This is a genomic window from Marinobacter sp. W-8, from assembly GCF_044342215.1.
GTDB classification, from domain to species: Bacteria; Pseudomonadota; Gammaproteobacteria; order Pseudomonadales; family Oleiphilaceae; genus Marinobacter; species Marinobacter nauticus.
On the sequence record NZ_CP172297.1, the window covers coordinates 67,048 to 91,286 of the forward strand.

Genomic DNA, 24,239 nt, shown 5'->3' on the forward strand with positions numbered 1-24,239 from the left:
TATGGCGGATCACCAGACCTACTACGTTCCCGAACAGAGCAAGTGGCCCATTGTCGCTACCGTTGGCCTGGGGGTCACCCTGTATGGCGCGGCAGCCATCATGGTGAACGGCAACCAGGGTGAAAGCACCACCGGTTCCTGGATCATGTTCTGGATTGGCGCGCTGATCATGGCGTACATGCTGTTCGGCTGGTTCGGCAGCGTTATCCGCGAGAGCCGGGCCGGACTATACAGCGACCAGATGGACCGCTCTTTCCGCTGGGGGATGAGCTGGTTCATTTTCTCGGAAGTCATGTTTTTTGCGGCTTTCTTCGGTGCGCTCTTCTACGTTCGGATGTTCGTGGTGCCCTGGCTGGGGGGCGAGGGTGATAAAGGCAGTAGCAACATGCTGTGGGAAGGCTTTCAGGCCAGTTGGCCTCTGGTCAACAACCCTAACCCGGAGGCGTACCCGGGCCCGAAGGAAGTGATCGGGCCCTGGGGCCTGCCGCTGATCAACACCATCCTGCTGGTAACCTCGTCGTTCACCGTGACCATTGCCCACCATGCCCTGAAAGCGGGTCACCGGGCCAAGGTGAAGCTGTGGCTGGGAGCCACCATTGCGCTGGCGGTGGTGTTCATGTTCGTACAGGGCTACGAGTACATGCACGCCTATCAGGACCTGGACCTGACCCTGCAGTCCGGCATCTATGGCAGCACGTTCTTTATGTTAACGGGTTTCCACGGGGCCCACGTGATGCTGGGTACGTTGATGCTCGCCATCATGCTGGTCCGGATCATCAAAGGCCATTTCACCGCCGACAATCATTTCGGCTTTGAAGCGGCAGCCTGGTACTGGCATTTTGTGGACGTGGTCTGGCTGGGTCTGTTTGTGTTCGTGTATGTGCTCTGAGGCAGGTGAAGTCAGGGCGTCGGGTTCATTGTGAGATCGCCGGTCCAGAGCGCGATCAGCACCACGGCCAGTAATAGCACGCTGAGCGAGACCCGCACCGCCAGTGAGTTCACCACACGGTTGGTTTTACCGCCGTCCCGAATCAGGAAAAACAGCCCGCTGAACAGGCTGATAATGACGGCGAACAGCAGTACGACAATGGCAAGTTTTAACATGAGGAATCCGGTTGTTTCAGGTCCGCAGCCTGTTGAGCATTCTGGTGCCGGGAACAACGCCCCGGTTTGTTACTTCACTATAGCAGAGCGGCTCTAAGTGGGTTTCAGCTCCCGCCGCTGGCAGTTCGAACGGCGCCTGCTGGTCTTCAGCGGTGTCTTTCTGCCTCTGCTGATCAGTCTGGGCGTCTGGCAGCTGAACCGCGCCGCGGAAAAAACCAGTCGGCTGGAGACCTGGAATTCAGAAAGCGCCGCGTGGGACTGGCAGGATGTGGCGGTTGCAGATGGGTGGCAAGAGGGCCAACCGGTCACCCTGACCGGTTGGTACCGGGAGCAGAGCTGGTTGCTGGACAATCGGACCCGGGACGGCCGCGCCGGTTACGAAGTGCTGACGCTTTTTGAGCCGCTCTCAGGCCCTTTGGTGGTGGTCAACCGGGGCTGGGTACCGGCACCGGCCAGCCGCGAACAACTGCCGGAAGTGCAGACGCCTGGGTCTCGGTTCACCCTTCAGGGCCGGCTGGCGGCCTATCCGGAACCTCCTGTGCTGGGGGCGCAGGAGCCCGATACACCCGGCTGGCCGAGACGGGTCCAGGCGTTGCCGGAGAGCCGGGTCCGGGCGTTGGGCAGCACGCCGGCCCCGATGATTGTTCATCTTGCCGACAGCCAGCAACCGGGTGCATACCGGGCGGACCGGGCGCCGGATGTGATGGGCCCGCAGACGCACTACGGATACGCCGCCCAGTGGTTTGCACTGGCGGTAGCACTGACTATATTGACTCTGGTGGCGAGTTATAAAAAAGACAGCGAAAGACCCAAGGCAGGAGCCGACAATGACAACGACAACGGCTGACTCTATCTCTCATTCTGATGGCCCGAGCCCGGCTCAGGTCAGGCGGGGCCGGCGCACCGCCATGTTGCTCTTTGCGGTGGGTTTCGGCCCCATGCTGGTGGCGACGGTCATGTTTTACACCGGCTGGCTTAACCCGGCCGGTCAGAGCAATCAGGGGCAGTTGGTGCAACCGCCGGTGCCGGTGGCAGAGCTGAATCTGCAAACCGCTGCGGGGAACCCCCTGCAGGCACGCTTTGGTGTTGATGTCGCCGACCCGAAATGGCTGATGCTGGTGGCTTCGGAACGTTGCACGGAAGACTGCGAGCAACTGCTGTATCTGGCTCGCCAGGTTAACGTTGCGCTTGGCAAGAACGCGCCGCGTGTTGGTCGTGCCGCCTATCTGGGCACGGTACCGGCGGATCTGGAGCGGCGCTGGTCCGATGAGTACCAGTTGATGGAGCGCCTGCAACCGGCCGCTGGCAAGACACCGGCATGGCCCGCCGGGATCAACCCGGAGCAGCAACCGAGAATCCTGCTGATCGACCCGTTTGGCAATGTGATGATGCACTATGGCAGCGAACACACCGGCAAACAGCTGCTTAAAGATCTGAAGCACCTGCTGAAACTGTCACAGATTGGCTAACGGGAGGCCTGCGGTATGACGGCGATGTCTCCGGAGCAATCCCGGGCAATAGCAAAGAAACTGGCGTTCTGGGCTACCCTGGCCTGCTTGCTGGCAGTGGTGGTGATTATGCTCGGTGCCTGGACACGACTGGTTCACGCCGGCCTGGGATGCCCGGACTGGCCTGGCTGTTATGGCTTTCTGACCGTACCCCAGGATGAAACCCGCATCGCCATCGCCAATGCCCGTTTCCCGGAGACCCCGGTGGATGTCTCCAAGGGCTGGCCGGAAATGATCCATCGCTACGCCGCCGGTACCCTGGGACTACTGGTATTCGGGCTGGCCATTGCCTCGGTGCGCAATCGCAGAGCGGGGCTTCCGGTCAAACTGCCGCTGTTCATTGCCGGCTTTATCGTGTTGCAGGCCGCGTTCGGCATGTGGACGGTTACCCTCAAGCTCTGGCCTCAGGTGGTAGCCCTGCATCTGCTGGGCGGATTTACCACCCTGAGCCTGTTGTTGTTGCTGACCCTGCGGCTCCGGCGGCGGGCGCGGGAAAGTGAGGCGCCGCGGCCGGCGATGGCGGCATCCCTGACAAGACTCCGACCCTGGCTGTATGGCGGTTTGCTGCTGGTCATTACCCAGATTGCCCTGGGGGCCTGGACGGCAGCCAACTACGCTGCCGTTGCCTGTACCGATCTGCCTACCTGTCAGGGTCAGTGGTGGCCCGAGGGCATGGATTTTCAGCATGGATTTGATATCACCCAACATGTTGGTCCCAACTATCTGGGCGGCCAGCTGACCAGCGATGGCCGGGTTGCTATTCACGTCAGCCATCGCCTGGGCGGGGTCCTTGTGTTGGGTTATCTGGCCATATTGCTGGGGCTGCTGTGGCGCCAGCGAGCCCAGAGCGGTCTCGACAGGGCCATCGCTCTGGTGGGCGGTGCCCTGGTGCTCCAGTTCTGTCTGGGGCTGACCAACGTCTGGCTGCACATTCCCCTGATCGTCGCCGTTGCCCATAACGCCATGGGCGCCGGCCTGTTACTGTCGATGGTGCACCTGATCTGGCGGCATCATCAGCTGGCCCTGCCAGCACTATCCCCCGCACCTCATACAACAACCATAAACCGGGAGGTTACGGCATGAGCGAGCAAGTGAAGGCGCTGCCGATCCAGAATTCAACGCATGCGAGCACTATTTCCTGGCGCGATTACCTGGAACTGACCAAGCCCCGGGTAGTGGCATTGATGATTCTTACCTCGGTGATCGGCATGTTGCTGGCAGCCCCAGGCGTTCCCGGATGGAGCGTGCTGCTGTTCGGCAACCTCGGTATCGCCCTGCTGGCCGGCGCGGCTGCGGTGGTGAACCACGTGGTGGATCAGAAGATCGATACCGTGATGGCCCGCACTCGCAAACGGCCGGTGGCGACTGGCCGGATTGCGACGCTGGACGCCCTGCTGTTTGCTACCGTACTGGCGGCCCTGGGTATGGTCGTGCTGGTGTGGCAGGTGAACGAGCTGACCGCCTGGCTGACGCTGGCCTCCCTCGTGGGTTACGCCGGTGTTTACACCCTGTTCCTGAAACGGGCGACGCCACAGAACATTGTCATCGGCGGGCTGGCCGGTGCCATGCCGCCACTGCTGGGCTGGACCGCGGTCACTGGCCAGGTGGAAGGCCACGCGCTGTTGCTGGTGCTGATCATCTTCGCCTGGACACCACCGCATTTCTGGGCTCTGGCCATCCACCGTAAGGAGGAATACGCCAAGGCCGGTATTCCCATGCTGCCGGTGACTCACGGCAATCGTTACACCGAACTGCATATTCTGCTCTATACCCTGATGCTGCTGGCCGTCAGCCTGCTACCGTTTGTCACAGGCATGTCCGGCGGTATTTACCTGGTGGGCGCCCTGGCGCTAGGCTTGAGGTTCCTGCAATATGCTGTTCGCCTGCTGCGCGGCGACGACCGGCGGGTAGCGCTGAACACCTTCAAATATTCCATCACCTATCTGATGGCGTTGTTTGTGGTGTTGCTGGTGGATCATTTTGTCTTTGTCCCGGCCTGACTGGCCGGGGTCAAGCCTGGTTGGGAGACCCTATGGGGCGGTCGATTCGGATCACGTTGTTTGCTCTGTTGTTGCTGGTGGTGCTGGTGTTCGGCCTGACAGTGGGTCGGCAGGTCTTTCTGGTGGGGGGCGAACCGGCACCGGCGCCGGATCTCAGCCAGTACAACGCCTATGTCTACGACCAGCCACGGCCCCTGGTGGAGTTCTCTCTGACTAACGAGGAAGGAGAGACGGTCACCCGGGAAGATCTCCGGGGCCGGTGGACCTTCGTGTTTGTGGGCTATACCAATTGCCCGGACATCTGCCCCGCTGCCATGGCCAATCTGCGCCGTACCGACCAGTTGCTGTCCCCGGAATTACCTCAACCGGACTATCTGCTGGTCTCGGCAGACCCGGAGCACGATACCCCGGCGAAGCTGAAGGCCTATACCGATTTCTTTGGTGAGCATTTCCACGGCCTGACCGGCGATCTCGACACCCTGCGCCAGGTCGCCAAGAGCGTGAGCGCGGTGTTTGTGCACCGGCAGGTGAATGGTGAATTGCTGGTGGACCACAGCGGGCATTTTGCCTTGCTCAATCCGGACGGCGACGTTCAGGCGCTGATCCAGCCACCCCACAAGCCGGAACAGCTGGCCGAAGCCTTTGAGCGTATCTACCAGTGGGCCAACGCCAATCGCCAGCCAGGCTGAGGCGAAGGTCTCACTGACAAGCATTGGTTAGACACCTACACTACCCGGTTTCCGTTGATAACCTGACGACCGGGCCTCTGCCATGACTTCTGCAAACACCCCCACCCCCAGGCAACTGTTTACGGTTCTGCTCGCCGGTAGCCTGGTTTTGCTGGTTGTCCACGGCCTTGGCCGATTCATCTACACCCCGTTGTTACCCTACCTGGTGGCCGATAATCAGTTCAACGCGCCGGATGGAGCTGCGGTGGCTACCTGGAACTACCTCGGCTATCTGATGGGGGCGATGCTGGCCATCCGCTGGCACAGAATCGACCAGATCCGGCTGATGTTGCCTCTTTTCCTGGCGGTTCATGTGGTCACCACGCTGATCGTGACCCAGACCGACCAGCTGACGGTGATTTCTGTCACCCGCTGGCTGAACGGTGTGGCTAACGGCGTGGTATTCGTCCAGGCGCCAGCTCTGATTCTGGAGTGGCTGGTACTGCGTAACCGGGCCTCCCTCAGCGGTCTGGTCTATATCGGCGTTGGTGTAGGGCTGCTCGTGTCCAGCGGCCTGGTTACCGGAACCGCCAGTCTGCTGGAGGGCGCGGAGCGCTGGTGGCCGGCTGCCCTGTTGTCGATTCCCCTGGCCTGGTGGGGTGCCATGCAGTTACGGCAACTGGAGGTACCGGTGCGCCAGCATGATGACACCGGTAAGGCGGTGGTCAATACCCCGTTGCTGGATCGCGCCAGCATTCCGCTGTTCCTGTCCTATGCCGGGGCGGGCCTGGGTTACATTCTGCCCATGACCTTCCTGCCCCTGTTGGCAAAACTGGAATTGCCTGAGGGCCACGCCTTGCTGGACGGCACCTGGGTGATCGTCGCCCTGTTTACCATCCCGGCGCCCTGGCTGTGGAACAAACTGGGGGCCCTGATGGGAGACTTGCCCGCCCTTCGCCTGAATTTTCTGATTCAGCTGGCCGGTGTGCTGGCCACTGTGGTCTGGCCTGGCGCCTTGGGATTGGTGTTGTGTGCCGCCCTGGTCGGCAGCACCTTTCTGGGCACGGTATTGCTGACCCAGCGCATCGGGCGCGCCCTGCATCCACATCAGGGCCCGCGCCTGTCGGCGGCGATGGTGGCACTGTATGGCTTTACCCAGATGGTCGGCCCCTGGCTGACCAAGCAGTGGCTGGATGCGGGAGGCACCCTGGTGTCGGCTTTCGGCATCGGGGTGGCAGCACTGGCGTTTGGCCTGGTATTCGCGTTCTTCGTGCCCCGGCCTGAAGCCTGGCATGCCCGCTCCTGAGGCATGGTAAACTGCGGCCACATTCCGGCAAGCACCCCGTACCATGCTCCCGATTGATGCCATCCTCCCAGAACTGACCCGCACACTGGCAAAGACCACCACCGCTTTGCTCCAGGCGCCGCCCGGCGCCGGCAAAACCACCCGGGTGCCGTTGGCGCTGCTGGATGAACCCTGGCGCGATGGCCGCAAAATCCTGATGCTCGAACCCCGCCGGCTGGCGGCCCGTTCGGCAGCGCGGTATATGGCCCGGCAACTGGACGAGGCGCCCGGGCAGACGGTGGGCTATCGCACCCGACTGGATACCAGAGTTTCCGGCAATACCCGGGTCGAAGTCGTGACCGAGGGCATACTCACCCGCCTGATCCAGAACGACCCCATGCTGGAAGACTATGCCGCCGTTCTGTTTGACGAGTTCCATGAACGCTCCCTGCAGGCCGATCTGGGGCTGGCCCTGGTGCGTGAGAGCCAGCAGGCGCTGCGGGAAGACCTGCGCCTGTTGGTGATGTCCGCGACCCTGGATACCGCGCCCATTGCCAGGGTGCTGGGAGATGTGCCGGTGATTTCCAGTGAAGGCCGGGCGTTTCCGGTGGATGTCCTGTATCGGCCCCTGTCCCGCAATGCCCGGATGGTGGATCACGTAACGGTGGTGGTGCTGGAGGCCCTGGGAGACCAGACTGGCTCGGTGCTGGTGTTCCTGCCCGGGGCCGGTGAAATTCGACGGGTGGCGCAACAGTTGGTGGGACAACTGCCGGATAACGTGGTGCTGGCGCCCTTGTACGGTAACCTCAAGGCCGACGAACAGGACCGGACCATTGCGCCGGCCCCGGACGGTTCTCGCAAGGTGGTTCTGGCCACCGCCATTGCTGAGACCAGCCTGACCATTGAAGGCGTGCGGGTGGTGGTTGATGCCGGCCAGCAGCGTCGGGCCGTGTTTGATCCCAACAGTGGCATGACCCGCCTGATCACCGGCCGGGTGTCCAAAGCCTCGGCGGAACAGCGTAAAGGCCGGGCCGGACGGGTCGAACCGGGGGTGTGCTACCGGTTATGGAGCGAGTCGGAGCAGTTCGGCCTGGCTGACTTCACGCCGCCGGAGATTCAGGAGGCGGATCTGGCGCCGCTGGTGCTGGAGCTGGCCCAGTGGGGGGCCCGTTCACCGGATCAGCTGGCGTGGATTGATGCGCCGCCAAAAGCCCACTGGCAGCAGGCAGTGGAGGTATTGCAGTGGCTGGATTTGCTGGATACTGACGGTGCTATTACCGATCACGGCAAGGCCGCCCGGGATCTGGGGTTGCATCCCCGTTTGGCCCATATGGTTATCCGGGGGCAGGCTCTGGGGTTTGGCCAGCTGGCGGCGGAACTGGCGGCACTGCTGGAAGAGCGTGATTTGCTGGGGCCGGGCTCCGGTGCGGATTTGCACGAACGGATCCGGATGGTTCGGGGAGAACGGCCACCCATGGGTCTGGATACGACCCGGTTGCAGGCGGTGCGGCAGGCGGCGAAACGGTTGTGCCGGGAGCCGGTGTCTCGGAGTGTGCCCGGTGCCACCGAGGTGGGCCGGGTTTTAGCCCAGGCATATCCGGACCGCATTGCCCGCCGCCGTTCCGGCGAGGCGCCGCGCTACCAGCTCAGTAATGGCAAGGGAGCGAGCCTGAGGGACCATGATCCGCTGGCCCGGGAGGACTGGCTGGTGGCTGCGGACCTGGACGGCAAGGCCCGTGAGGCGACGATTTATCTGGCGGCGCCAGTGGATCTGGCGGATCTGGAGCAGGACCTGGCTGCGCACATAGAAGAACGGGAAGAGGCCCTCTGGGACGACAAGCGGGGCATGGTGGTGGCGCGTCACGTGCGTAAGTTTGGCGCCCTGATACTGGCGGAAAAGCGGTTGCAACAGGTGGCCTCGGAACTGATCCAGCAGGGTTTGCTGGATGCCGTGTGTCGCAAAGGACTGGATCGGCTGCCCTGGAACGAGGCCGCCCGCCAGTGGCAGGCCCGGGTGTTGTTACTGGCCACACAGTTTCCCGGTCACTGGCCGGATGTGACTGATTCTGCCCTGCTGGCCGGTGTGGAAAGCTGGTTAGCGCCGTTTATGGCCGGCATGCAGCGGTGGTCGGATCTGGCCCGGCTAGATCTGACATCCGCTCTGAACAGCCTGCTCGCTTATCCACAGCAACAACAACTGGATGAACTGGCTCCGAAAGCTCTGGCCATCCCCACCGGCCAGAAGGTGACGCTGGATTACACTGCCGACAATGGCCCGGTGCTGGCTGCCAAGCTGCAGGCCCTGTTTGGCTGGACTGAAACACCGACGGTGGCGGCCGGCCGGGTGCCCGTGGTAACCCACCTCCTGTCCCCAGCCCAGCGCCCGCTGGCGGTCACGGCAGATCTCGCCAGCTTCTGGCAGAACGCCTATCCACAGGTACGAAAAGAACTTCGGGGCCGCTACCCGAAACACCCCTGGCCGGAGGATCCACTCACGGCCCAGGCTCAGCAGGGAACGAAAAAACGCTCCGCAGGCTAACGCGCCAATGGCAGGCTCCGGTAAATTAGCGACTAATAACCGGAGCTTAGCAGCCCGTGGCCGTTACCGGATGATGGACCGGCTCTTTTCCAGATACACCGCGCCTTGCTCTTTCACGGTATCCGGGGCTGCGTGCTCGGACGCTTTGTGTACTTTCTCCAGCCGCTCGGCAATGTCTTCCAGCTCATGGTCCAGTTTGCCCAGAGCGTTTTCCAGGGTGTAGGTAAGCTGGTGGACTTCGCTCATGGCCTCTGGTGTCAGATCACCGGCCAACACCTGCTCAAGCCGGTTGTTGTACTCGGAGAAATTGGCCACCGCCTGTTCCAGGGTTTTCGAGGGTTCGCCTTTGTAGTGATCGTACTCATCATCGGCGAAGGCCGGAAGGGTGAACAGCAGGCTGGCAGCGGCCAGCATCAGGTGTTTTGTCATGGTCGGTTCCTCATTAGTGATAACTAATGCGAATTATTGTCAGTATCATTAACTATCGCCATGAGATCGGTCAATTTACGGATAAAATAACCCTTGCCAGGGTTCCAAAGCTGGATAAAATGCAGCCAATTTTCACTCTGTGCGGCTGTCACCATGCACCTTGTCTCATTCAACGTGTTCCGTACCCTTGGCTTTCCTGACACCACTGTACTGAAGCCCGAGCATTTCCTGCGCCACAAGCAGCTGCTGCAGGAGGCGGACTGGGTGCTGTTCCCGGAATACTGGCAGATCAACGCCCTGGTGCATGGCTTGAAGTGCCGGGTGTTCCCCAGTATCGCCAGTTATCGCATTGGTCACGACAAAGTGGAAATGACCCGCGCCTTTCAGACTGTGGCGCCGGAACACACACCCTGGACCTTGATTGAAGCCAATGGTCCACAGGAACGTGACATGCTGTGGGACACCATGGCCCTGCCTTTCGTGGCCAAACTCCCCAAGGCCAGCATGGGCGAAGGTGTGTGGTTGATCGAGTCCCGGGCCGACTGGCTGAAGTATTGTGATCGCACAGACGTTCTCTACGTGCAGGAATACCTTCCGATTGACCGGGATGTGCGGGTGGTTGTGGTGGGTGATCGGGTGGTGACCGCCTACTGGCGTACCCAGGCGGAGCAGGGGTTCTACAACAACGTCGCCAGAGGCGGCCAGATTGTGCCTGGTGATGTGCCGGCGGTGGCTACCGATCTGGCCCTGCGTCTGGCCCGGGAGCTGGAAGTAGACCATGCCGGTTTTGATATCGCCCTGGTGGAAGGCTATCCCTATGTGCTGGAATTCAACCGCCTGTTCGGCAATCAGGGCCTGGGTCAGGGCAGTGATCTGAAAGACGCCATCTTGGATTATCTGCAGCGCCAGAGTCGGCCCCAGGACCCGGATGGCCCCACCGAGCCAACGCCGCTGTGGCCAGTAGCGGTGTGACACAGAATACTGTGCGATAGGTCCGGTTTCGGTCACCGGATTTATGGGTATAACTGCGCATTTGCGGTGATTGGAAAAAGGCCCGATGATCGCGCCATTCACGGGTAATACAGCCAGTCTGTGCTACCCTTTTTTTATGCCCGTTTACCCTGTGGAGGGACACACCACCCATGATCCAGACGCCTAACGCCGATATCGCCGACTACTACAGTGCCGAGACTTTCAAGCGGATCAAGGACTTTGCCGACGGCAAGGAAACCCCGTTTGTGGTGATCGACACCCAGACTATTGACCGTCAGTACGAAGAGCTGGTGGAAGGGTTTCCTTACGCCAAGGTCTATTATGCGGTGAAGGCCAACCCGGCCCCGCAGATTCTGACCATGCTGCGGGACAAAGGTGCGAATTTTGATATCGCTTCGGTGTATGAACTGGACAAGGTGATGGCCCTGGGTGTGACCGGCGACCGCATCAGTTACGGCAACACCATCAAGAAGGCGAAAGACATTCGCACCTTTTACGAAAAGGGTGTGCGCCTGTATGCCACGGATTCCGAGGCAGACCTGCGCAACATTGCCAAGGCTGCCCCGGGCTCAAAAGTGTATGTGCGTATTCTGACTGAAGGCACCCTGACCGCCGACTGGCCTTTGTCCCGCAAGTTTGGCTGCCAGACCGATATGGCCATGGATCTGCTGATACTGGCTCGTGATCTGGGCCTGGTACCTTATGGTGTGTCGTTTCACGTAGGTTCCCAGCAGCGCGAAATCGGTGCCTGGGACGCTGCCCTGAACAAGGTGAAGGTGATTTTCGAGCGCCTTAAGGAAGAAGACGGCATTGAGCTGAAGATGATCAACATGGGCGGTGGTTTCCCGGCCAACTACATTACCCGAACCAATGAACTGGGGGTGTACGCGGAGGAGATTGCCCGTTTCCTGCACGAGGATTTTGGTGACGACCTGCCCGAGATCATCATCGAGCCGGGGCGATCGCTGATTTCCAATGCCGGTGTGTTGGTGAGTGAGGTGGTGTTGATTTCACGGAAATCCCGCACTGCCCTGCACCGCTGGGTGTTCACCGATGTCGGCAAGTTTTCCGGCCTGATCGAGACCCTGGATGAGTCCATCAAGTTTCCGATCTGGACCGAGAAAAGCGGTGAAGGTGAGGATTGTGTGATCGCCGGACCGACCTGTGACAGTGCCGATATCATGTACGAGCATCACAAGTACCCGCTGCCGCTGAATCTGGCGATCGGAGACCGGATGTACTGGCTGTCGACCGGGGCCTATACCACCACCTACAGTGCCATTGAATTCAACGGCTTTCCTCCGTTGAAGGATTACTATATCTGACCGAAGGTCAGTGAGGTATCTCAGAAAGGATCAGCTTGCGGGCTGATCCTTTTTTCGTTTCAGGTCCAGAGTGAACGCCAGGGGTAATACCAGCAGGCTGTAGGCCACCATGGCCATCACGGCATGACGGGTGTCGCCAGTCCAGTCGGCGAGCAGGCCGCCGAGCATGGGTACCGAGAAGGCCATGGTATAGCCCACCAGGAAGGTGCCGGCAGACAGCCGTCCGGTTTCGGCGGAGTTCACCAGCAAAGGCGGCAGAGCCACCAGCAGGATCAGCAGAATGCCGGCCACGAAGCTCATCAGCGTGGCGCTGGCAATGAACCACCAGCCTTCGAGCACCAGAGTGCCGGCGGTGCCGGCAATGCTGAGAACCGCCATGACGACAATGAAGGTACGGCGGCCGACCCAGGCCCGCGCCATTTTCAGCATCACCAGCGAGGCAAAGACCTGGGCGATGTTGTACCAGAACAGGGCCTCGGACAGCAGGCCGATACGCCCCTGTTGTTCCAGCAGGTTACCCATGTAGGCGTTGAGGCCGAAGAACATGGAGCCGGAAAGCCCCAGCAGCAGGCCCAGGCGCAAGGTGAGTGGGTTTTTCCAGTCGGGCAGCCAGGCGGCTTTGCGTGCGGGCCGGGCCAGGTCCCGTTTGGGCAGAAACAGGGCGGCGACTACCAGCAGGGCCGGCAGCGACCAGGCCAGCATGGTGGCGCGCCAGCTGTTGTCCAGCAACGGCATAAGAACCGGCAGGGTAATGCCGGCGCCGATGAACTCACCCATGAGCATGCCGTTCATGTAGATGGCTGAGCCCAGAGCAATGTGATGGGGTTCCAGCCAACGCGGCAGCAAGGCTGGCAGCGCTGGTTGCATCATCGCCACACCCAGGCCCATGACGGCGCTGGCTATCATCAGGGTGAAGGTGTCCGGTACCAGACCACGGCCGGCCGAGCCGATGACCATGATTACCATGGCCAGTGCCAGGGTGTTCCTTGGGCCGATGCGGGAAATGGCCAGCGAACCGGGCATGGCGCCAATGGCCAGCATCAGGATGGGCAGTGTGGTCAGGGCGCCGGTCAATGCCTGGGTCAGGGCCAGCTCATCGCCAATGAAGGGTGCCAACGGCGGGGCCACCAGCACGGGTATGCGCAGGTAAACACCGGCCAGCCAAAGCAACACCGCCACCGGCAGCAATCGGGCTGGCGGTGGCGGTGTGGTCGCGGCGGTTTGAAATGCCACGGCGGAGCGAATCAGTCTTCGCTGGTATCCGGCAGGTAAGCACCGTCTTCGTCGTGCACTTCCTGGCCGGTTACCGGCGGGTTGAAGGCGCAGATCAGGCGCATGTCTTCAGTGCCGCCGTACAGGGTGTGACGGTCGTGCTTGTCGAGGGCGTACAGAGTGCCATCGGTGATTTCGTGCACTTCGCCGGTGGCGAGATCCTTGATGCGGCCGTTACCCGCCACGCAGTAAACCGCTTCCAGGTGGTGCTTGTACCAGAAGGTGTGCTCGGAGCCGGCCTTGATAATGGTTTCGTGGAAGGAGAAGCCCATGCCATCCTTCTTCAGCAACAGGCGGCGGCTGGTCCACTGCTTGTCGCTGACTTCACGCTCGGTACCGATAATGTCTTGCACTCGTACGATTTTCATTCGCATTCCTCATTTTGTGATGGAATAGCCATACAGTATAAACATGCGGCTCAGGCTCGATTCAACCGCCAGTCGTCGTATGCCGCCATGGCCTGCTCGATGGCGGCGGCAAATTGTTCCCTCTGCTGATGGGTCAGAGCTCGCTGTTTCCGGCACCGTTCGAAGGCTTTCTGGATTTCCCGCCGGCTGGCTTTGTCGAGCTGTTCCAGCCAGTGATGGTCGGCCGGTTCCAGTTCCAGCAAATCCCGCCCGGCGTGGTTTCGCTGGCTGATATGCCACCAGTGATCCACCGCCCGCCCTAACACAACATAGCCGAACTGGCTGTCCTGTACAGGCCCGAAGCTGGCGGTTTTCAGGCCGTCCTTCATGGGCCCGATGCTCAGTGCCGGCAAAACCAGGCGATCCCCGTAGAAGTAACTGCCGGCAGCGCCAATCAACCCTCCGAGCAGGGCACCGGTGCCCAGCGACGAGCCAAACGTCACGGCATCAATGCCGGCACCGCTCACCGCTCCGGCGCCAAAGCCCGCGGTGGCCAGGTAGCGCTTGCTGACCGCCCAGTGCTTGCGGGTGTCCTCGGAAAACAGATCGTGCTGGCTGTGCCACTGCAGTTCCGCTTCCTGGCGCCGGATGCGCTGATGCTGGTACAGGTGCTCGATGTCGATTCTGAGGGCCTGTTCCCGTTGGCGTTGGTGCCGGTACCAGCGATCCCGCAGGGTCTCGGCGAGGCTGGCATCGCTGGTTTCGGCGATCTGGTTGAGCGTCAGTGTGCGTCGTTCCTGATATGACATCAGGTCTTCCAGGGCTCGGGCAACCAGGCCTGCCGCCTGGCGCCGACGCTGGCGGCGCTGTTCGGACAGGAACCGGGTGGCCCGTTCCAGCGGCGCCTCCCAGTCCGGTTCCAGCTGGCCGAACGCTCGTAACAGGCTTAGATGTTGCTCAAACGGGGCGCGAACAGCGTCGAACTTGCGGACAACCTGGAAGAACTGGCCCAGTGCGGCCTGCCAGGTGTCGCTGTAATCGTCCTCACCGATACTGTTGATCAGCGCCAGGCTCGGACGCCCGGTCCAGCGCAGGATGGTCATTTCCGCCTCGTGCTCGGCACTGTAGGGCACCGAGCCATCCACCACGTAGATGATCCCGGCGCCTTCCACGATCGGTGCCAGCAATTCACATTCATCGACAAACCGGTCATCGCCCCGGTGCTGGAGCACAAAAGCCCGCACGGTTTCCGGGTGATCCGAGGCGGAAATGCTGTGGGCTTCCAGCCACTGTAATACCCGCCGTGGGCGCTGGAAACCGGGGGTGTCCACCAGGGTATAGAGTTTCTGGCCATCAACGCTCAGTGGATAATCCTGCCGGGCCCGGGTGGTACCGGGTTCCAGGGCAATGGCGATAGCGTCGTTCTGGGACAGGGTGGCGACGACACTGGATTTGCCCTTGTTCGGGTGGCCGACCACGGCGAATACCGGAGCATTGGTCATGGTTGTGCGCTCCCGGCCAGATAGGGGTTGGGCTCGTCGACAGGTGGCAAGGCCACCGAGGCAAAGCCCGGAGCCAGGCGTTCTGTAAACCGAAGCCAGGGCTGAACCAGGTGGGCCTGCGGTGGCTGGTTCGGATCGCTTGCCAGCGGAAGCAGGGTTACCCGGCTATTCGAGGGCCAGCGCTCCCGGGCGGTCTCCAGAAAATCGTGCAGCTCGCCGGTGGGCGGCTCCCAACTGCGGGTGACGACAATGACTGCCGGATGTTCCTGGCCGGCCAGATGGACGCTTACTTGTGCCAGTACGTCTTCATCCTGGGCCAGACTGGCCCGGCCTCCGGCCCGGAAAATTCGGCAATCCGGTGCCTGCAGGCGTTGGGGCAACTCCGGTTCGCCAGCACCGGCCCAGCAGATCATCAGCGGGGTGTCCGGCAGTTGGTCTGGCTGGGCCCGGGTGCGGGTGTCTGGCAGGTCGGCGGCATCGTTGTGGCTGCTACCGGTATCCAGGGTGGCGGTTTCCATCCGGTATAACAGAGCCTTCATGCCGGGATGGCCGGCCAGCAGCCGAGTGGCACGACGGCGTAGCAGGCTTTGGCTGAGAACCAGCAACAGCACACGCGGTATCACCGTCCAGGTCAGCCATAACATAACCACGAAGGGCCACCACTGGCCCCAGCGTGAAGGCTCGACTCCGGTTGTGACAGGAGCGGCGCGAAAGAACCGGGTTACTTCCACCAGCTCCAGGGATGGCACGGCGGAAGGCCACAACCAGGACCAGGGCGCCGCCAGGGCGCTGACCAGATGGTGGTAGCCGGAAGCGGCGGTATCCAGAGTGGTGCTCCAGCCAAAGGCCAGGTCCTGGACCACCACCATGATCAGCAGCGTGGCCAGGCCGGCAAGACCAAAAGCAACGCCGCCGGCGTGGGCCGCCCGCGCCATCAGTAGTGGCTGGAGCCGGGCCCGGGTCGGGCTGGCGTGTTCCAGGTGCAGACGTTTCAGCAACCAGCGCCAGGGTTGCCAGCCGACTATGGCCTGTACCGTGGTGGCCAGTGCCAGCAGCAACTGGAACAGCACAAAGGTCAGAATCACGGTGATGTTGATGCGCTGGCCGCCGTCATAGAACAGCAGGCCCAGCATGGTCACGATGCCCATCAGGCAACCGGCACCGGTGAAGCCGCTGGTTGCCCGGCGCCAGAGTTTCAGTTCACGACGGCCAGCCGTCACGGTGCCGCCGGGGCCGGACAGTCGATCCATGTGTGCCAGCCAGCGCGAAGGACTGGGCGTTATTCCCTGCTGCTCGCAGTCCAGAGCAAAGCGCCGGTCCCGGCGGTGGAGGAAGGCGGGGGGCTGATCCCTGTCCCGCTGGACGCGGTCGTCAAAATCCAGCAGCAGACGAAGGGGGTTCGGGCTCATGCAGTGTCCTGATGCAAGTTCGGTCGTGGGTGCTTTGCTGTTAGCATATAGGCAATTACGATCCTGATACCAGTCAATGGACGCGCCATGCCCCATCACCTGATGAATCTGCGCCATGTACCCGACGACGAAGCCGACGAGATCCGGGCGTTGTTTGAGGAACATGGGGTTCGCTACTACGAGACCCCGCCCAGCCGATGGGGCATCAGCATGGGCGGCTTCTGGGTTCACGATGCGGACGAAGCGGCCCGGGCCAAGGCGTTGCTTGACGAGTACCAGCGCCAGCGTTTTCAGAGCCAGCGCCAGGCTTATGAACAGGGCCTGGCCCGCGGCGAAATCGGCGGCATCGGCTCCATGTTTCGACGTTATCCGCTGCGGACTCTGGCGGCCTGCCTGGCCATCGCTGCAATTGCGGCAATCAGCTTGTTGCCCTTTGTCCGAATAGGCTAGTTTCGCTGCCCGGTGTCTGGTTTTTCAGACAGTGTTCGGTCTGCCGGACAGTTTGCGGCGAGCGGCGATGCTGCGCGCGTGCCATGCCATTGCACGCGCAACCGCTGTCCGGAATTCCGGAATAGCCCCCTCTCAAGTGCCAGTAATTTTTCATTTTTCTAAATATATTCATGGTCTTGTCCGGTTGGCACAGGATCCGCATGGGCCGTGGCGCCCATGGGGCCGATTCAACAACAACAAACAAGGACCGACCATGAAACGAATGATGCTCTGCACCCTGATAGGTGCTGCCACGGTAACGCTTACTGCCTGCAAGAAGGACGAGGTGTTCAACTCCTTGCCTGATTTCCTGGTGAGTGATGTCCAGCAGTTCGATTACGATGGCAATACCGATGATCTTCTTACCGCTGGCCTGGGGCCGGAGGGGCTGGCCAGTGCCACACCACCGGCGTTTGTCGATGCCCTGAATCCGACACCCGCGGAGTTGCGCCGGCTGGCCATCTACAACAATTACCGGGCACTGGTGGATACTGCACCCGGCGGAGGCTATGGCAGCCTGTTTGGCCCGGCCGTGGGTAATGCCGGTGGCCGGATTCCGGGCCAGGAATTCATCGCGCTGATGCAGGTGCCGGGCGCCACTGTGCCGGTGACGGTAATGGCCCAGGTGCCCGACAGCTTTGATCCGGATTTTCCGTGCATGGTAACCGCGCCCTCCTCGGGTTCCCGCGGGATCTACGGCGCCATTGGCACCGCCGGGGAGTGGGGCCTGAAAAAGGGCTGCGCGGTGGTTTATACCGATAAAGGCACTGGTACCGGTGCCCATAACCTCGCCACAAACACCGCCCAGTCCGTGAACGGAACACTTACCACGGAACCTGAAGAAGCCTTGTTCCGGGCGGATCTGGACGCTCAGAGCCGGGATGATTTCAATAGCCAGTGGCCGGATCGCTTCGCCTGGAAACACGCCCATTCCAAACAGAACCCGGAGGCAGACTGGGGCCGGCATGTGTTGCAATCCATTGAGTTCGGCTTCTATGTGCTGAACACACTCCATGGCCGGGAACTGGGTAATGGTGAAATTCTCCGGACCATCAACCCGAGGAACACCCTGGTGATTGCCTCCAGTGTTTCCAACGGCGGCGGAGCCTCGGTGCGGGCGGCGGAACAGGACGAGAAAGGCCTGATTGATGGTGTGGCGGTGTCTGAGCCCAATGTGAATCCCCTTGTGGACCGGAGTTTCAGCATTCGTCAGGGCAATGGCCCTGCACTGACGGAACACAGCCGCAGCCTGCTGGATTACACCACCGCGCTGGCGGTGTACCAGGGTTGTGCCAACCAGGCCCCCGGCATCCGCGATCTCGCCCCCCTGAACGGCGTGTTCAACCCGCCGGTGACTGGCCAGAACATCTGCCACTCCCTGTTCAATAAGGGGCTGGTGTCGGGCGCTACTCAGGATGACTGGGCCCTTGATGCACAACGGATCCTGAACGAGGACTTCGGGGTGCAGCCGGAGCAGAACCTGCTGGCGCCGGTGCATTTTGGCCTGGCGGTCGGCCAGAGCATTGCCATGACCTACGCCAATGCCTATGGTCGCGCGGGTGTTGAAGACCGGGTGTGTGGCCTGAGCCTGGCGGCGACCGGCAGTGCCGGCGCGGTGGTGCCACTGGCGCCTGCTGCCGAGGCGTCGCTGTTTGCGGCGAGTAACGGCATCCCGCCCTCTGCCGGTGTCAATCTGGTCTACGACAACGCCGAGGGCCAGCCCACGAACCTCGCCGTTAGTGCTTCGCCCAGTTCCAGCCAAGTGGATTACGGTCTGGACGCCCTGTTGTGCCTGAGAAGTCTTGCCGAAGGCAGGGATGTGGTCACCGGCGAGCCCCTCGAGGGCGCTCAGGCCGAGCTGCACGAAGCGATCAGCCGTGGCATTTCAGCGGTGCGGGCCAGCGGAGACCTGCAGCGCAAGCCGACGGTGTTTGTCACCGGACGGGCCGATGCCATCCTGCCCATTAACCACACCTCCCGACCCTATGTCGGCCTGAACCAGGCAGTGGAAGGCCACCACAGCAACCTGCGCTATTACGAAATTCTCAACGCCCATCACCTGGACGTGCTCAACGGCTTTCCGGGCATCGGTGACCGCTATGTGCCGTTGCATCACTACTACTTCCAGGCGCTGGATCTGGTGTGGTCCCATCTCACCGACAAGCAGCCGCTGCCGCCCAGTCAGGTGGTGCGCACGGTGCCCCGGAGCAGCCTGACCACGCCCCTGACCCTGGCGAACCTGCCGCCCATTCAATCCGAGCCGGCGGAAGCGGACAGGATTGTTTTCAGCGACAATCAGTTGCAGATCCCGGACTGATTACCGACGGTTGAAATGCCACCTTTGGAGGTTTGCCCCCGCACCGGGGGCTTCCTATACTCCCGTGACGGCGTCCGGAAATCCGGACGCCCAAGGATTGCCCATGAAACCATCCCCACCCGTGAGCACGCGGACTATGAGCGAGTTGTTTACCAACAAGAACAAGAGCGGCCTGACCCGTGATCTGATCGAAGCCCTGTTCCCGATGTTTGAGGAAGCCAGCGCCGGTGCCATTGCGGTTGACCGGGATGCCAATATCACCTGGATCAACAGCAGTTATTCTCAGCTGCTGGGTCTGGTGGACCCCTCCCACGCCATTGGCAAACCGGTACGAAAGGTGATTCCGCAGACCCGCATGCCCGAGGTGGTGGAAACCGGGAAGCCCCTGCTGCTGGACATCATGGAACACAATAAGCAGCAACTGGTGGTGACGCGGCTGCCGTATTACGACGACCAGGGCGGTATTGTCGGTGCCGTGGCTTTCGTGCTTTACGACGATCTGCAACCGCTGACGCCGCTGGTGTCCAAATACCGGCGCCTGCACCGGGATCTGGCGGCGGCCCGCAAGGCACTGGCGAAGAAAAGTCGGGGCACCCGCTACAGTCTGGGTGATTTTGTCGGTGGCAGTCCGGCGGCCCTCGAAGTGAAACGCCGGGCGCGACTGGCGGCAGGTCGGGATATGCCCGTGCTGCTGCTGGGGGAGACCGGCACTGGCAAAGAGGTGCTGGCCCAGGCTATCCATGCGGTGTCGCCCCGGGCGGACAAGCCGTTTGTTGGTGTGAACGTGGCGGCGGTGCCGGAAAACCTGCTGGAGGCGGAGTTCTTCGGTGTCGCCCCGGGTGCCTACACCGGTGCCGACCGGCGTACCCGGGAGGGCAAGTTCCAGCTTGCCAACGGCGGCACGCTGTTTCTGGATGAGGTGGGGGATATGCCGCTGCCCCTGCAGGCCAAGTTGTTGCGGGCATTGCAGGAGGGCGAGATCGAGGCCCTGGGTTCGAACAAGGTGACGACTGTGGATGTGAGAGTGATTGCGGCCACCAGTCGCAACCTGGAGGCCATGATTGCCGAAGGCAGCTTCCGCTCGGATCTTTACTACCGGCTGAATGTGCTGGAGATCAATATCCCACCCCTGCGGGACCGATTGGCCGATCTGGGTGTGCTGTGCGAAGCCCTGCTGGGTGAAATCTGCGAGTGCCAGGGCATGCGTGGCGAGATTACCGATGCCGGCGTCGCGGCGCTGGGCAGTTACGACTGGCCGGGCAACATCCGGGAATTGCGCAACGTGCTGGAGCGGGCCCTGACCATGAGTGAAGATGGCGATTTACTGGATGCGGACGCCATCTTTAAAGTGCTGCCCCGTGCTGGCCAGCGTCTGGTCTCTCCGGTTCCCGCCCGCTCTGTACGACCGCTGGCCAGGATAGTTGCGGAGGCTGAAGCCCAGGCCATTGAAGAGGCCCTGGTGAGCTGCCGTGGCAACCGGACCAAGGCTGCCCGGCTGCTGGGAATTTCCCGTTCCGTGCTCTACGAGAAGTTGGCCAGATTGTCCTGATTTCCGGACGGCTGTCCCGTTATCCGTACAATCACCTAAGACTATTGTCGATGAGTGTCCGGATTGCCGGACATCTGCCTTGGCTCCAGAACTGCCGCAAATATCTATCCGTATGAAATAAAAGGCATTATCGGCTGTGGCACGGTGTCTGCTATAGCCTGTTTGCAGGACGTCAGAACAACGTAAGAAAACAAAGCTGGCGCAAACTCGTTGGACCCGACCCAAAGTCAGCTATGGTTTCCTGCGTTGTCTGATCAGTTTCAGACGTAGCCCGCCGGCAAGAACCGGTGGCTGTACGACAACAACAAAAAGGATCCATTTCATGTCGATCAAGCATAAGCTTTCAAAACTGACCTATGGCATTACCGCCGCCGCGGTTATCACCGGTGGTCTGGCCAGTGCGGACGCCGTGGCCGCAGAGAAGGTTCGCTGGCAGGTTCCTCTGGCGTTTCCATCCCATCTGGTGGGTCTGACCACACCGGTCAAGCACCTTACCGAGAATCTCAAGAATATCTCTGGTGGCGATATCCAGCTGCGTTATTACGAGCCGGGCGAACTGGTGCCGCCGTTCGAAATCATGGACGCCGTTGGCAGTGGCAAATACCCCGCCGGTTACACCTGGGTCGGCTATGACCAGGGCACCATTGCTTCGTTGCCGCTGTATTCCGGCGCACCCTTCAACATGGAGCCACCGGCGTATCTGGCCTGGTACTACGAGGGCGATGGCCGCGAGCTGCTGGAAGAAATCTACGCGGAGCGCAACATCCACCCGATGCTGTGTTCCATCATCGGCCCGGAAGGCGCTGGCTGGTTCGCGCAGCCCATCGAGGGCATGGACGACTTTGACGGCCTGAAGATCCGCTTTGCCGGCATTGGCGGCAAGGTTCTGGAGAAGCTGGGCGCATCGGTAACCATGGTGCCGGGTGGCGAGATCTACCAGGCCCTGGAGCGCAAGACCATTGATGCCACCGAGTTCTCCCAGCCGGCCATCGACAAGATGCTGGGCCTGGATCAGATCATCAAGAACTACATCATGCCTGGCTGGCACCAGACCCTGACCACCTCGCACCTGCTGGTCAACAAGGACACCTGGGACAAGCTGGAGCCACAAACCCGTGCCCTCATCGAAATGGGCTGTGAGTCGGCCACTCTCAAGGGGTTTGCCGAGAGCGAGTGGGCCCAGCCAACCGCCCTGCGTGACTATGAGAAAGAAGGCGTAACCGCCCAGACCCTGCCGGAGCCTGTCCTGCGGGAACTGCAGAAGGTCACCAACGAGGTGCTGGATGAAATCGCCGCCAAGGACGAAATGTTCAAGCGCGTTCTCACCAGCCAGCGTGAGTTCATGGAACATCACTCCATCTGGCACTCCAAGGGCTACCTGCCCCGGGATTTCTACCAGTACGACTGATCAGCGGATGATGATCATGGCAGGCGGCGTTGATGCCGCCTGCATTCCCTCTCTGCATCCGGACTATTCGAGGTTGTTGTGACTGATACCAATGTCTCCGGGGGTGAGCAGTCCCCGGCACCGGGCGAGGATTTTCTGCCCACCAACGCCCTGGCCTGGCGCCTGGATCGCCTGGTGGTGGCGGTCGGCCGTTTTGCTTCCTGGCTGTGGATCGGTGTACTGGTGGTGGTGCTTATCAACGTGTTTTCACGATACGTGCTGTCCCAGGGTTCCATTGCACTGGAAGAGCTGTCCTGGCACCTGTTCGGCACTGCCACCATGCTGACCCTGGGCTACGCCGTGGTGCGGGACGACCACGTGCGGGTCGACGTGCTGAAAGAAAAGTTCCCGCCCAGGGCCCAGGCCGTCATTGAATTGCTGGGTATTGCCCTGCTTGCGCTGCCGGTGATCTACCTGATGGTGGAAGTGCTGGTGCCCTACGCCTGGAAAGCCTGGACCTACAGCGAGCGTTCCCAGGCCCCGAGTGGTCTGCCGTACCGGTTCATTTTCAAAAGCATGCTGCCGCTGGGACTGATCTTCGTGATGATCGCGCTGTTCTCCCGGTTCCTGCGTTGCGCCACGTTCCTGTTCGGGTTCCCCCGGGCCGTAACGCCCCCTGAAGACGATCGCCGGTCTACCGGCCATCCCAATCCCTGAATCACGAGGCAGACGTCATGGGTGTAGAAGCGATTCTTGTTATCGCCATGTTCGCCAGCTTCATGGTGCTCCTGCTGCTGGGGTTCCCGGTAGCCTGGTCACTGGCGGGTATTGGACTTGTGTTCGCCATTGTCGGACACGTGATGGTGGAGTATTTCGACTCCCCGCTCTGGTTTACCTGGCAAGGCACCATGGGGGTGCTGGATGCCAGAATCTACGGCATTGTCGCCAATGAATTGATGGTGGCGCTGCCGATGTTCATTTTCATGGGCATCATGCTGGACCGCTCCGGCATTGCCGAGAAACTGATGCACAGCCTGGTGCGGGTGCTTGGCCCGCTGCGTGGCGGTTATGCCATCACCGTGGTGATTGTCGGCGTGCTGCTGGCCGCCTCCACCGGTATTGTCGGGGCCTCCGTGGTCTTGCTGGGCATGTTGTCCCTGGGGCCGATGATGCAGGCCAACTACAACAAATCCCTGGCCGTGGGCACGGCCTGTTCCGTGGGTACCCTGGGTATCCTGGTGCCACCCAGTATCATGCTGGTGCTGATGGCGGATCGCCTGGGTACCTCAGATGCCTCGGTTGGCAAACTGTTCATGGGGGCGCTGATTCCGGGCATCATGCTCGGGGCCATGTACATCCTGTACATTCTGATAGCGTCGTTCCTGAAAAAAGACCTGGCGCCTGCGCCGAAGAACCGGGAGCCGCTGGACGCCCGGGCCTGGCTGGATGTGCTGAGAGCGGTGCTGCCACCGATGGCCCTGATCATTGCGGTACTGGGTTCGATTTTCTTCGGCATTGCCACTACCACAGAAGCCTCGGCGGTGGGTGCCGGTGGCGCCATGTTGATGGCCTTTGTCAGCAAGCGGCTGGACATGGCCACCCTGAAAGAATCCCTGTACCAGACCAGCCGCACCTCGGCCTTCATCTTCGGCATCTTTATCGGTGCCACGGTGTTTGCCTCGGTGCTGCGTGGCCTGGGTGGTGACGAGGTGATTGAAAGCGCCATTACCGGGCTGCCTTTCGGTACCACCGGGGTCCTGCTGACGGTGCTGTTCATCACCTTCCTGCTCGGTTTCTTTCTGGACTGGGTGGAAATCACCCTGATCATCCTGCCGCTGGTCGCGCCGGTGCTGTTCAAGATGGGCGTGGAGCCGGTGTGGTTTGCCATCATGTTCGCCATCTGTCTGCAGACCTCGTTCCTGACGCCACCGGTGGGTTTCTCACTGTTCTATATCAAGGGCGTGTGCCCGCCGGGCATCACCACACGGCATATCTATCTGGGCGTACTGCCGTTTATTGCCCTGCAGTTGCTGGCGCTGGCCCTGGTGTTCTGGTTCGAGCCGCTGGCCACCTGGCTGCCCAACGAGGTATACGGAGGGGGCTGACCGGCCCTCTC

General features: G+C 61.4%; 22 protein-coding genes. 16 read left to right on the forward strand and 6 right to left on the reverse strand.

Features of this window, described 5'->3' with window-relative positions; translation table 11 throughout:
• Position 1 precedes the first annotated feature (1 nt).
• Complete coding sequence (locus tag ACF8YQ_RS00265) at positions 2-889, forward strand: cytochrome c oxidase subunit 3 (protein ID WP_011783645.1); 888 nt, start codon at positions 2-4, stop codon at positions 887-889.
• Positions 890-900: 11 nt separating this feature from the next.
• On the opposite strand, the gene ACF8YQ_RS00270 is transcribed toward ACF8YQ_RS00265, so the two are convergent.
• Positions 901-1,104, reverse strand: coding sequence for a twin transmembrane helix small protein (locus tag ACF8YQ_RS00270; RefSeq protein ID WP_396622248.1), 204 nt, complete (start codon positions 1,102-1,104; stop codon positions 901-903).
• Positions 1,105-1,201: 97 nt separating this feature from the next.
• Between ACF8YQ_RS00270 and ACF8YQ_RS00275 the strand changes: the two genes are divergently transcribed.
• The 7 genes from ACF8YQ_RS00275 (at position 1,202) to hrpB (ending at position 9,104) form a co-directional block, all read left to right on the forward strand.
• Complete coding sequence (locus ACF8YQ_RS00275; protein WP_396622249.1) at positions 1,202-1,951, forward strand: SURF1 family protein; 750 nt, start codon at positions 1,202-1,204, stop codon at positions 1,949-1,951.
• Positions 1,932-2,573 (forward strand): hypothetical protein, encoded by a 642-nt coding sequence (locus tag ACF8YQ_RS00280; RefSeq protein WP_396622250.1) that lies wholly within the window; start codon positions 1,932-1,934, stop codon positions 2,571-2,573. Before ACF8YQ_RS00275 ends, ACF8YQ_RS00280 begins: the two co-directional genes overlap by 20 nt.
• A gap of 15 nt (positions 2,574-2,588) precedes the next feature.
• Entirely contained in the window at positions 2,589-3,695 is a 1,107-nt protein-coding gene (locus ACF8YQ_RS00285) for a heme A synthase (RefSeq protein WP_396622251.1), read from the forward strand.
• On the forward strand, positions 3,692-4,612 hold the full coding sequence (gene cyoE / locus ACF8YQ_RS00290; RefSeq protein WP_396622252.1) for a heme o synthase: 921 nt from the start codon (positions 3,692-3,694) through the stop codon (positions 4,610-4,612). Before ACF8YQ_RS00285 ends, cyoE begins: the two co-directional genes overlap by 4 nt.
• Before the next feature lie 32 nt (positions 4,613-4,644).
• On the forward strand, positions 4,645-5,301 hold the full coding sequence (locus ACF8YQ_RS00295) for an SCO family protein (RefSeq protein WP_183579657.1): 657 nt from the start codon (positions 4,645-4,647) through the stop codon (positions 5,299-5,301).
• An 82-nt stretch (positions 5,302-5,383) separates the two neighbouring features.
• Positions 5,384-6,586 (forward strand): YbfB/YjiJ family MFS transporter, encoded by a 1,203-nt coding sequence (locus ACF8YQ_RS00300; RefSeq protein WP_396622253.1) that lies wholly within the window; start codon positions 5,384-5,386, stop codon positions 6,584-6,586.
• Between the two features lie 43 nt (positions 6,587-6,629).
• The gene (gene hrpB, locus ACF8YQ_RS00305; protein WP_396622254.1) at positions 6,630-9,104 is read left to right on the forward strand and encodes an ATP-dependent helicase HrpB; all 2,475 of its coding nucleotides are present in this window, start codon (positions 6,630-6,632) and stop codon (positions 9,102-9,104) included.
• Positions 9,105-9,167: 63 nt separating this feature from the next.
• Here hrpB and ACF8YQ_RS00310 read toward each other — a convergent pair whose 3' ends face one another.
• Positions 9,168-9,533 (reverse strand): DUF6746 family protein, encoded by a 366-nt coding sequence (locus ACF8YQ_RS00310; RefSeq protein ID WP_121208052.1) that lies wholly within the window; start codon positions 9,531-9,533, stop codon positions 9,168-9,170.
• Between the two features lie 153 nt (positions 9,534-9,686).
• Between ACF8YQ_RS00310 and ACF8YQ_RS00315 the strand changes: the two genes are divergently transcribed.
• Positions 9,687-10,505, forward strand: a complete 819-nt coding sequence (locus tag ACF8YQ_RS00315) for a RimK family alpha-L-glutamate ligase (protein ID WP_396622255.1) — start codon at positions 9,687-9,689, stop codon at positions 10,503-10,505.
• A gap of 170 nt (positions 10,506-10,675) precedes the next feature.
• Positions 10,676-11,851, forward strand: coding sequence for a type III PLP-dependent enzyme (locus ACF8YQ_RS00320; protein WP_023008100.1), 1,176 nt, complete (start codon positions 10,676-10,678; stop codon positions 11,849-11,851).
• 30 nt (positions 11,852-11,881) lie between these two features.
• On the opposite strand, the gene ACF8YQ_RS00325 is transcribed toward ACF8YQ_RS00320, so the two are convergent.
• The 4 genes from ACF8YQ_RS00325 to ACF8YQ_RS00340 are packed head-to-tail and all read right to left on the reverse strand — an operon-like array spanning position 11,882 to position 16,381.
• Positions 11,882-13,084 carry a CynX/NimT family MFS transporter gene (locus ACF8YQ_RS00325; protein WP_121208054.1) on the reverse strand — a complete coding sequence of 401 codons (1,203 nt, stop codon included), beginning with the start codon at positions 13,082-13,084 and terminating at the stop codon, positions 11,882-11,884.
• 11 nt (positions 13,085-13,095) lie between these two features.
• Entirely contained in the window at positions 13,096-13,491 is a 396-nt protein-coding gene (locus tag ACF8YQ_RS00330) for an ectoine synthase (RefSeq protein ID WP_224850686.1), read from the reverse strand.
• 50 nt (positions 13,492-13,541) lie between these two features.
• A complete protein-coding gene (locus ACF8YQ_RS00335; RefSeq protein WP_113879430.1) occupies positions 13,542-14,972 on the reverse strand; it encodes a GTPase/DUF3482 domain-containing protein in 1,431 nt (476 codons plus the stop codon).
• On the reverse strand, positions 14,969-16,381 hold the full coding sequence (locus tag ACF8YQ_RS00340; protein WP_396622256.1) for a DUF2868 domain-containing protein: 1,413 nt from the start codon (positions 16,379-16,381) through the stop codon (positions 14,969-14,971). Before ACF8YQ_RS00340 ends, ACF8YQ_RS00335 begins: the two co-directional genes overlap by 4 nt.
• Before the next feature lie 87 nt (positions 16,382-16,468).
• On the opposite strand from ACF8YQ_RS00340, the gene ACF8YQ_RS00345 reads away from it, so the two are divergent.
• The 6 genes from ACF8YQ_RS00345 (at position 16,469) to ACF8YQ_RS00370 (ending at position 24,228) form a co-directional block, all read left to right on the forward strand.
• The gene (locus ACF8YQ_RS00345; RefSeq protein WP_396622257.1) at positions 16,469-16,831 is read left to right on the forward strand and encodes a DUF6164 family protein; all 363 of its coding nucleotides are present in this window, start codon (positions 16,469-16,471) and stop codon (positions 16,829-16,831) included.
• Between the two features lie 253 nt (positions 16,832-17,084).
• The gene (locus ACF8YQ_RS00350) at positions 17,085-19,187 is read left to right on the forward strand and encodes a 3-hydroxybutyrate oligomer hydrolase family protein (protein ID WP_396622258.1); all 2,103 of its coding nucleotides are present in this window, start codon (positions 17,085-17,087) and stop codon (positions 19,185-19,187) included.
• A gap of 103 nt (positions 19,188-19,290) precedes the next feature.
• Positions 19,291-20,736, forward strand: a complete 1,446-nt coding sequence (locus ACF8YQ_RS00355; protein ID WP_396622259.1) for a sigma-54 interaction domain-containing protein — start codon at positions 19,291-19,293, stop codon at positions 20,734-20,736.
• A 322-nt stretch (positions 20,737-21,058) separates the two neighbouring features.
• A complete protein-coding gene (locus tag ACF8YQ_RS00360; protein WP_014420063.1) occupies positions 21,059-22,144 on the forward strand; it encodes a TRAP transporter substrate-binding protein in 1,086 nt (361 codons plus the stop codon).
• 78 nt (positions 22,145-22,222) lie between these two features.
• Positions 22,223-22,840, forward strand: a complete 618-nt coding sequence (locus tag ACF8YQ_RS00365) for a TRAP transporter small permease subunit (RefSeq protein ID WP_014420064.1) — start codon at positions 22,223-22,225, stop codon at positions 22,838-22,840.
• Between the two features lie 17 nt (positions 22,841-22,857).
• Complete coding sequence (locus ACF8YQ_RS00370) at positions 22,858-24,228, forward strand: TRAP transporter large permease subunit (RefSeq protein WP_396622260.1); 1,371 nt, start codon at positions 22,858-22,860, stop codon at positions 24,226-24,228.
• The last annotated feature ends 11 nt before the right edge of the window (positions 24,229-24,239 follow it).

What these genes read in the sequence shown, in the direction of transcription:
- ACF8YQ_RS00340 (WP_396622256.1), bottom strand. Translation starts at nt 16,381, where the DNA reads ATGAGCCCGAACCCCCTTCGTCTGCTGCTGGATTTTGACGACCGCGTC.
- ACF8YQ_RS00315 (WP_396622255.1), top strand. Translation starts at nt 9,687, where the DNA reads ATGCACCTTGTCTCATTCAACGTGTTCCGTACCCTTGGCTTTCCTGAC.
- ACF8YQ_RS00295 (WP_183579657.1), top strand. Translation starts at nt 4,645, where the DNA reads ATGGGGCGGTCGATTCGGATCACGTTGTTTGCTCTGTTGTTGCTGGTG.
- ACF8YQ_RS00345 (WP_396622257.1), top strand. Translation starts at nt 16,469, where the DNA reads ATGCCCCATCACCTGATGAATCTGCGCCATGTACCCGACGACGAAGCC.
- ACF8YQ_RS00355 (WP_396622259.1), top strand. Translation starts at nt 19,291, where the DNA reads ATGAAACCATCCCCACCCGTGAGCACGCGGACTATGAGCGAGTTGTTT.
- ACF8YQ_RS00370 (WP_396622260.1), top strand. Translation starts at nt 22,858, where the DNA reads ATGGGTGTAGAAGCGATTCTTGTTATCGCCATGTTCGCCAGCTTCATG.
- ACF8YQ_RS00335 (WP_113879430.1), bottom strand. Translation starts at nt 14,972, where the DNA reads ATGACCAATGCTCCGGTATTCGCCGTGGTCGGCCACCCGAACAAGGGC.
- ACF8YQ_RS00270 (WP_396622248.1), bottom strand. Translation starts at nt 1,104, where the DNA reads ATGTTAAAACTTGCCATTGTCGTACTGCTGTTCGCCGTCATTATCAGC.
- ACF8YQ_RS00320 (WP_023008100.1), top strand. Translation starts at nt 10,676, where the DNA reads ATGATCCAGACGCCTAACGCCGATATCGCCGACTACTACAGTGCCGAG.
- ACF8YQ_RS00360 (WP_014420063.1), top strand. Translation starts at nt 21,059, where the DNA reads ATGTCGATCAAGCATAAGCTTTCAAAACTGACCTATGGCATTACCGCC.
- ACF8YQ_RS00265 (WP_011783645.1), top strand. Translation starts at nt 2, where the DNA reads ATGGCGGATCACCAGACCTACTACGTTCCCGAACAGAGCAAGTGGCCC.
- cyoE (WP_396622252.1), top strand. Translation starts at nt 3,692, where the DNA reads ATGAGCGAGCAAGTGAAGGCGCTGCCGATCCAGAATTCAACGCATGCG.
- ACF8YQ_RS00310 (WP_121208052.1), bottom strand. Translation starts at nt 9,533, where the DNA reads ATGACAAAACACCTGATGCTGGCCGCTGCCAGCCTGCTGTTCACCCTT.
- ACF8YQ_RS00330 (WP_224850686.1), bottom strand. Translation starts at nt 13,491, where the DNA reads ATGAAAATCGTACGAGTGCAAGACATTATCGGTACCGAGCGTGAAGTC.
- hrpB (WP_396622254.1), top strand. Translation starts at nt 6,630, where the DNA reads ATGCTCCCGATTGATGCCATCCTCCCAGAACTGACCCGCACACTGGCA.
- ACF8YQ_RS00300 (WP_396622253.1), top strand. Translation starts at nt 5,384, where the DNA reads ATGACTTCTGCAAACACCCCCACCCCCAGGCAACTGTTTACGGTTCTG.
- ACF8YQ_RS00285 (WP_396622251.1), top strand. Translation starts at nt 2,589, where the DNA reads ATGACGGCGATGTCTCCGGAGCAATCCCGGGCAATAGCAAAGAAACTG.
- ACF8YQ_RS00280 (WP_396622250.1), top strand. Translation starts at nt 1,932, where the DNA reads ATGACAACGACAACGGCTGACTCTATCTCTCATTCTGATGGCCCGAGC.
- ACF8YQ_RS00350 (WP_396622258.1), top strand. Translation starts at nt 17,085, where the DNA reads ATGAAACGAATGATGCTCTGCACCCTGATAGGTGCTGCCACGGTAACG.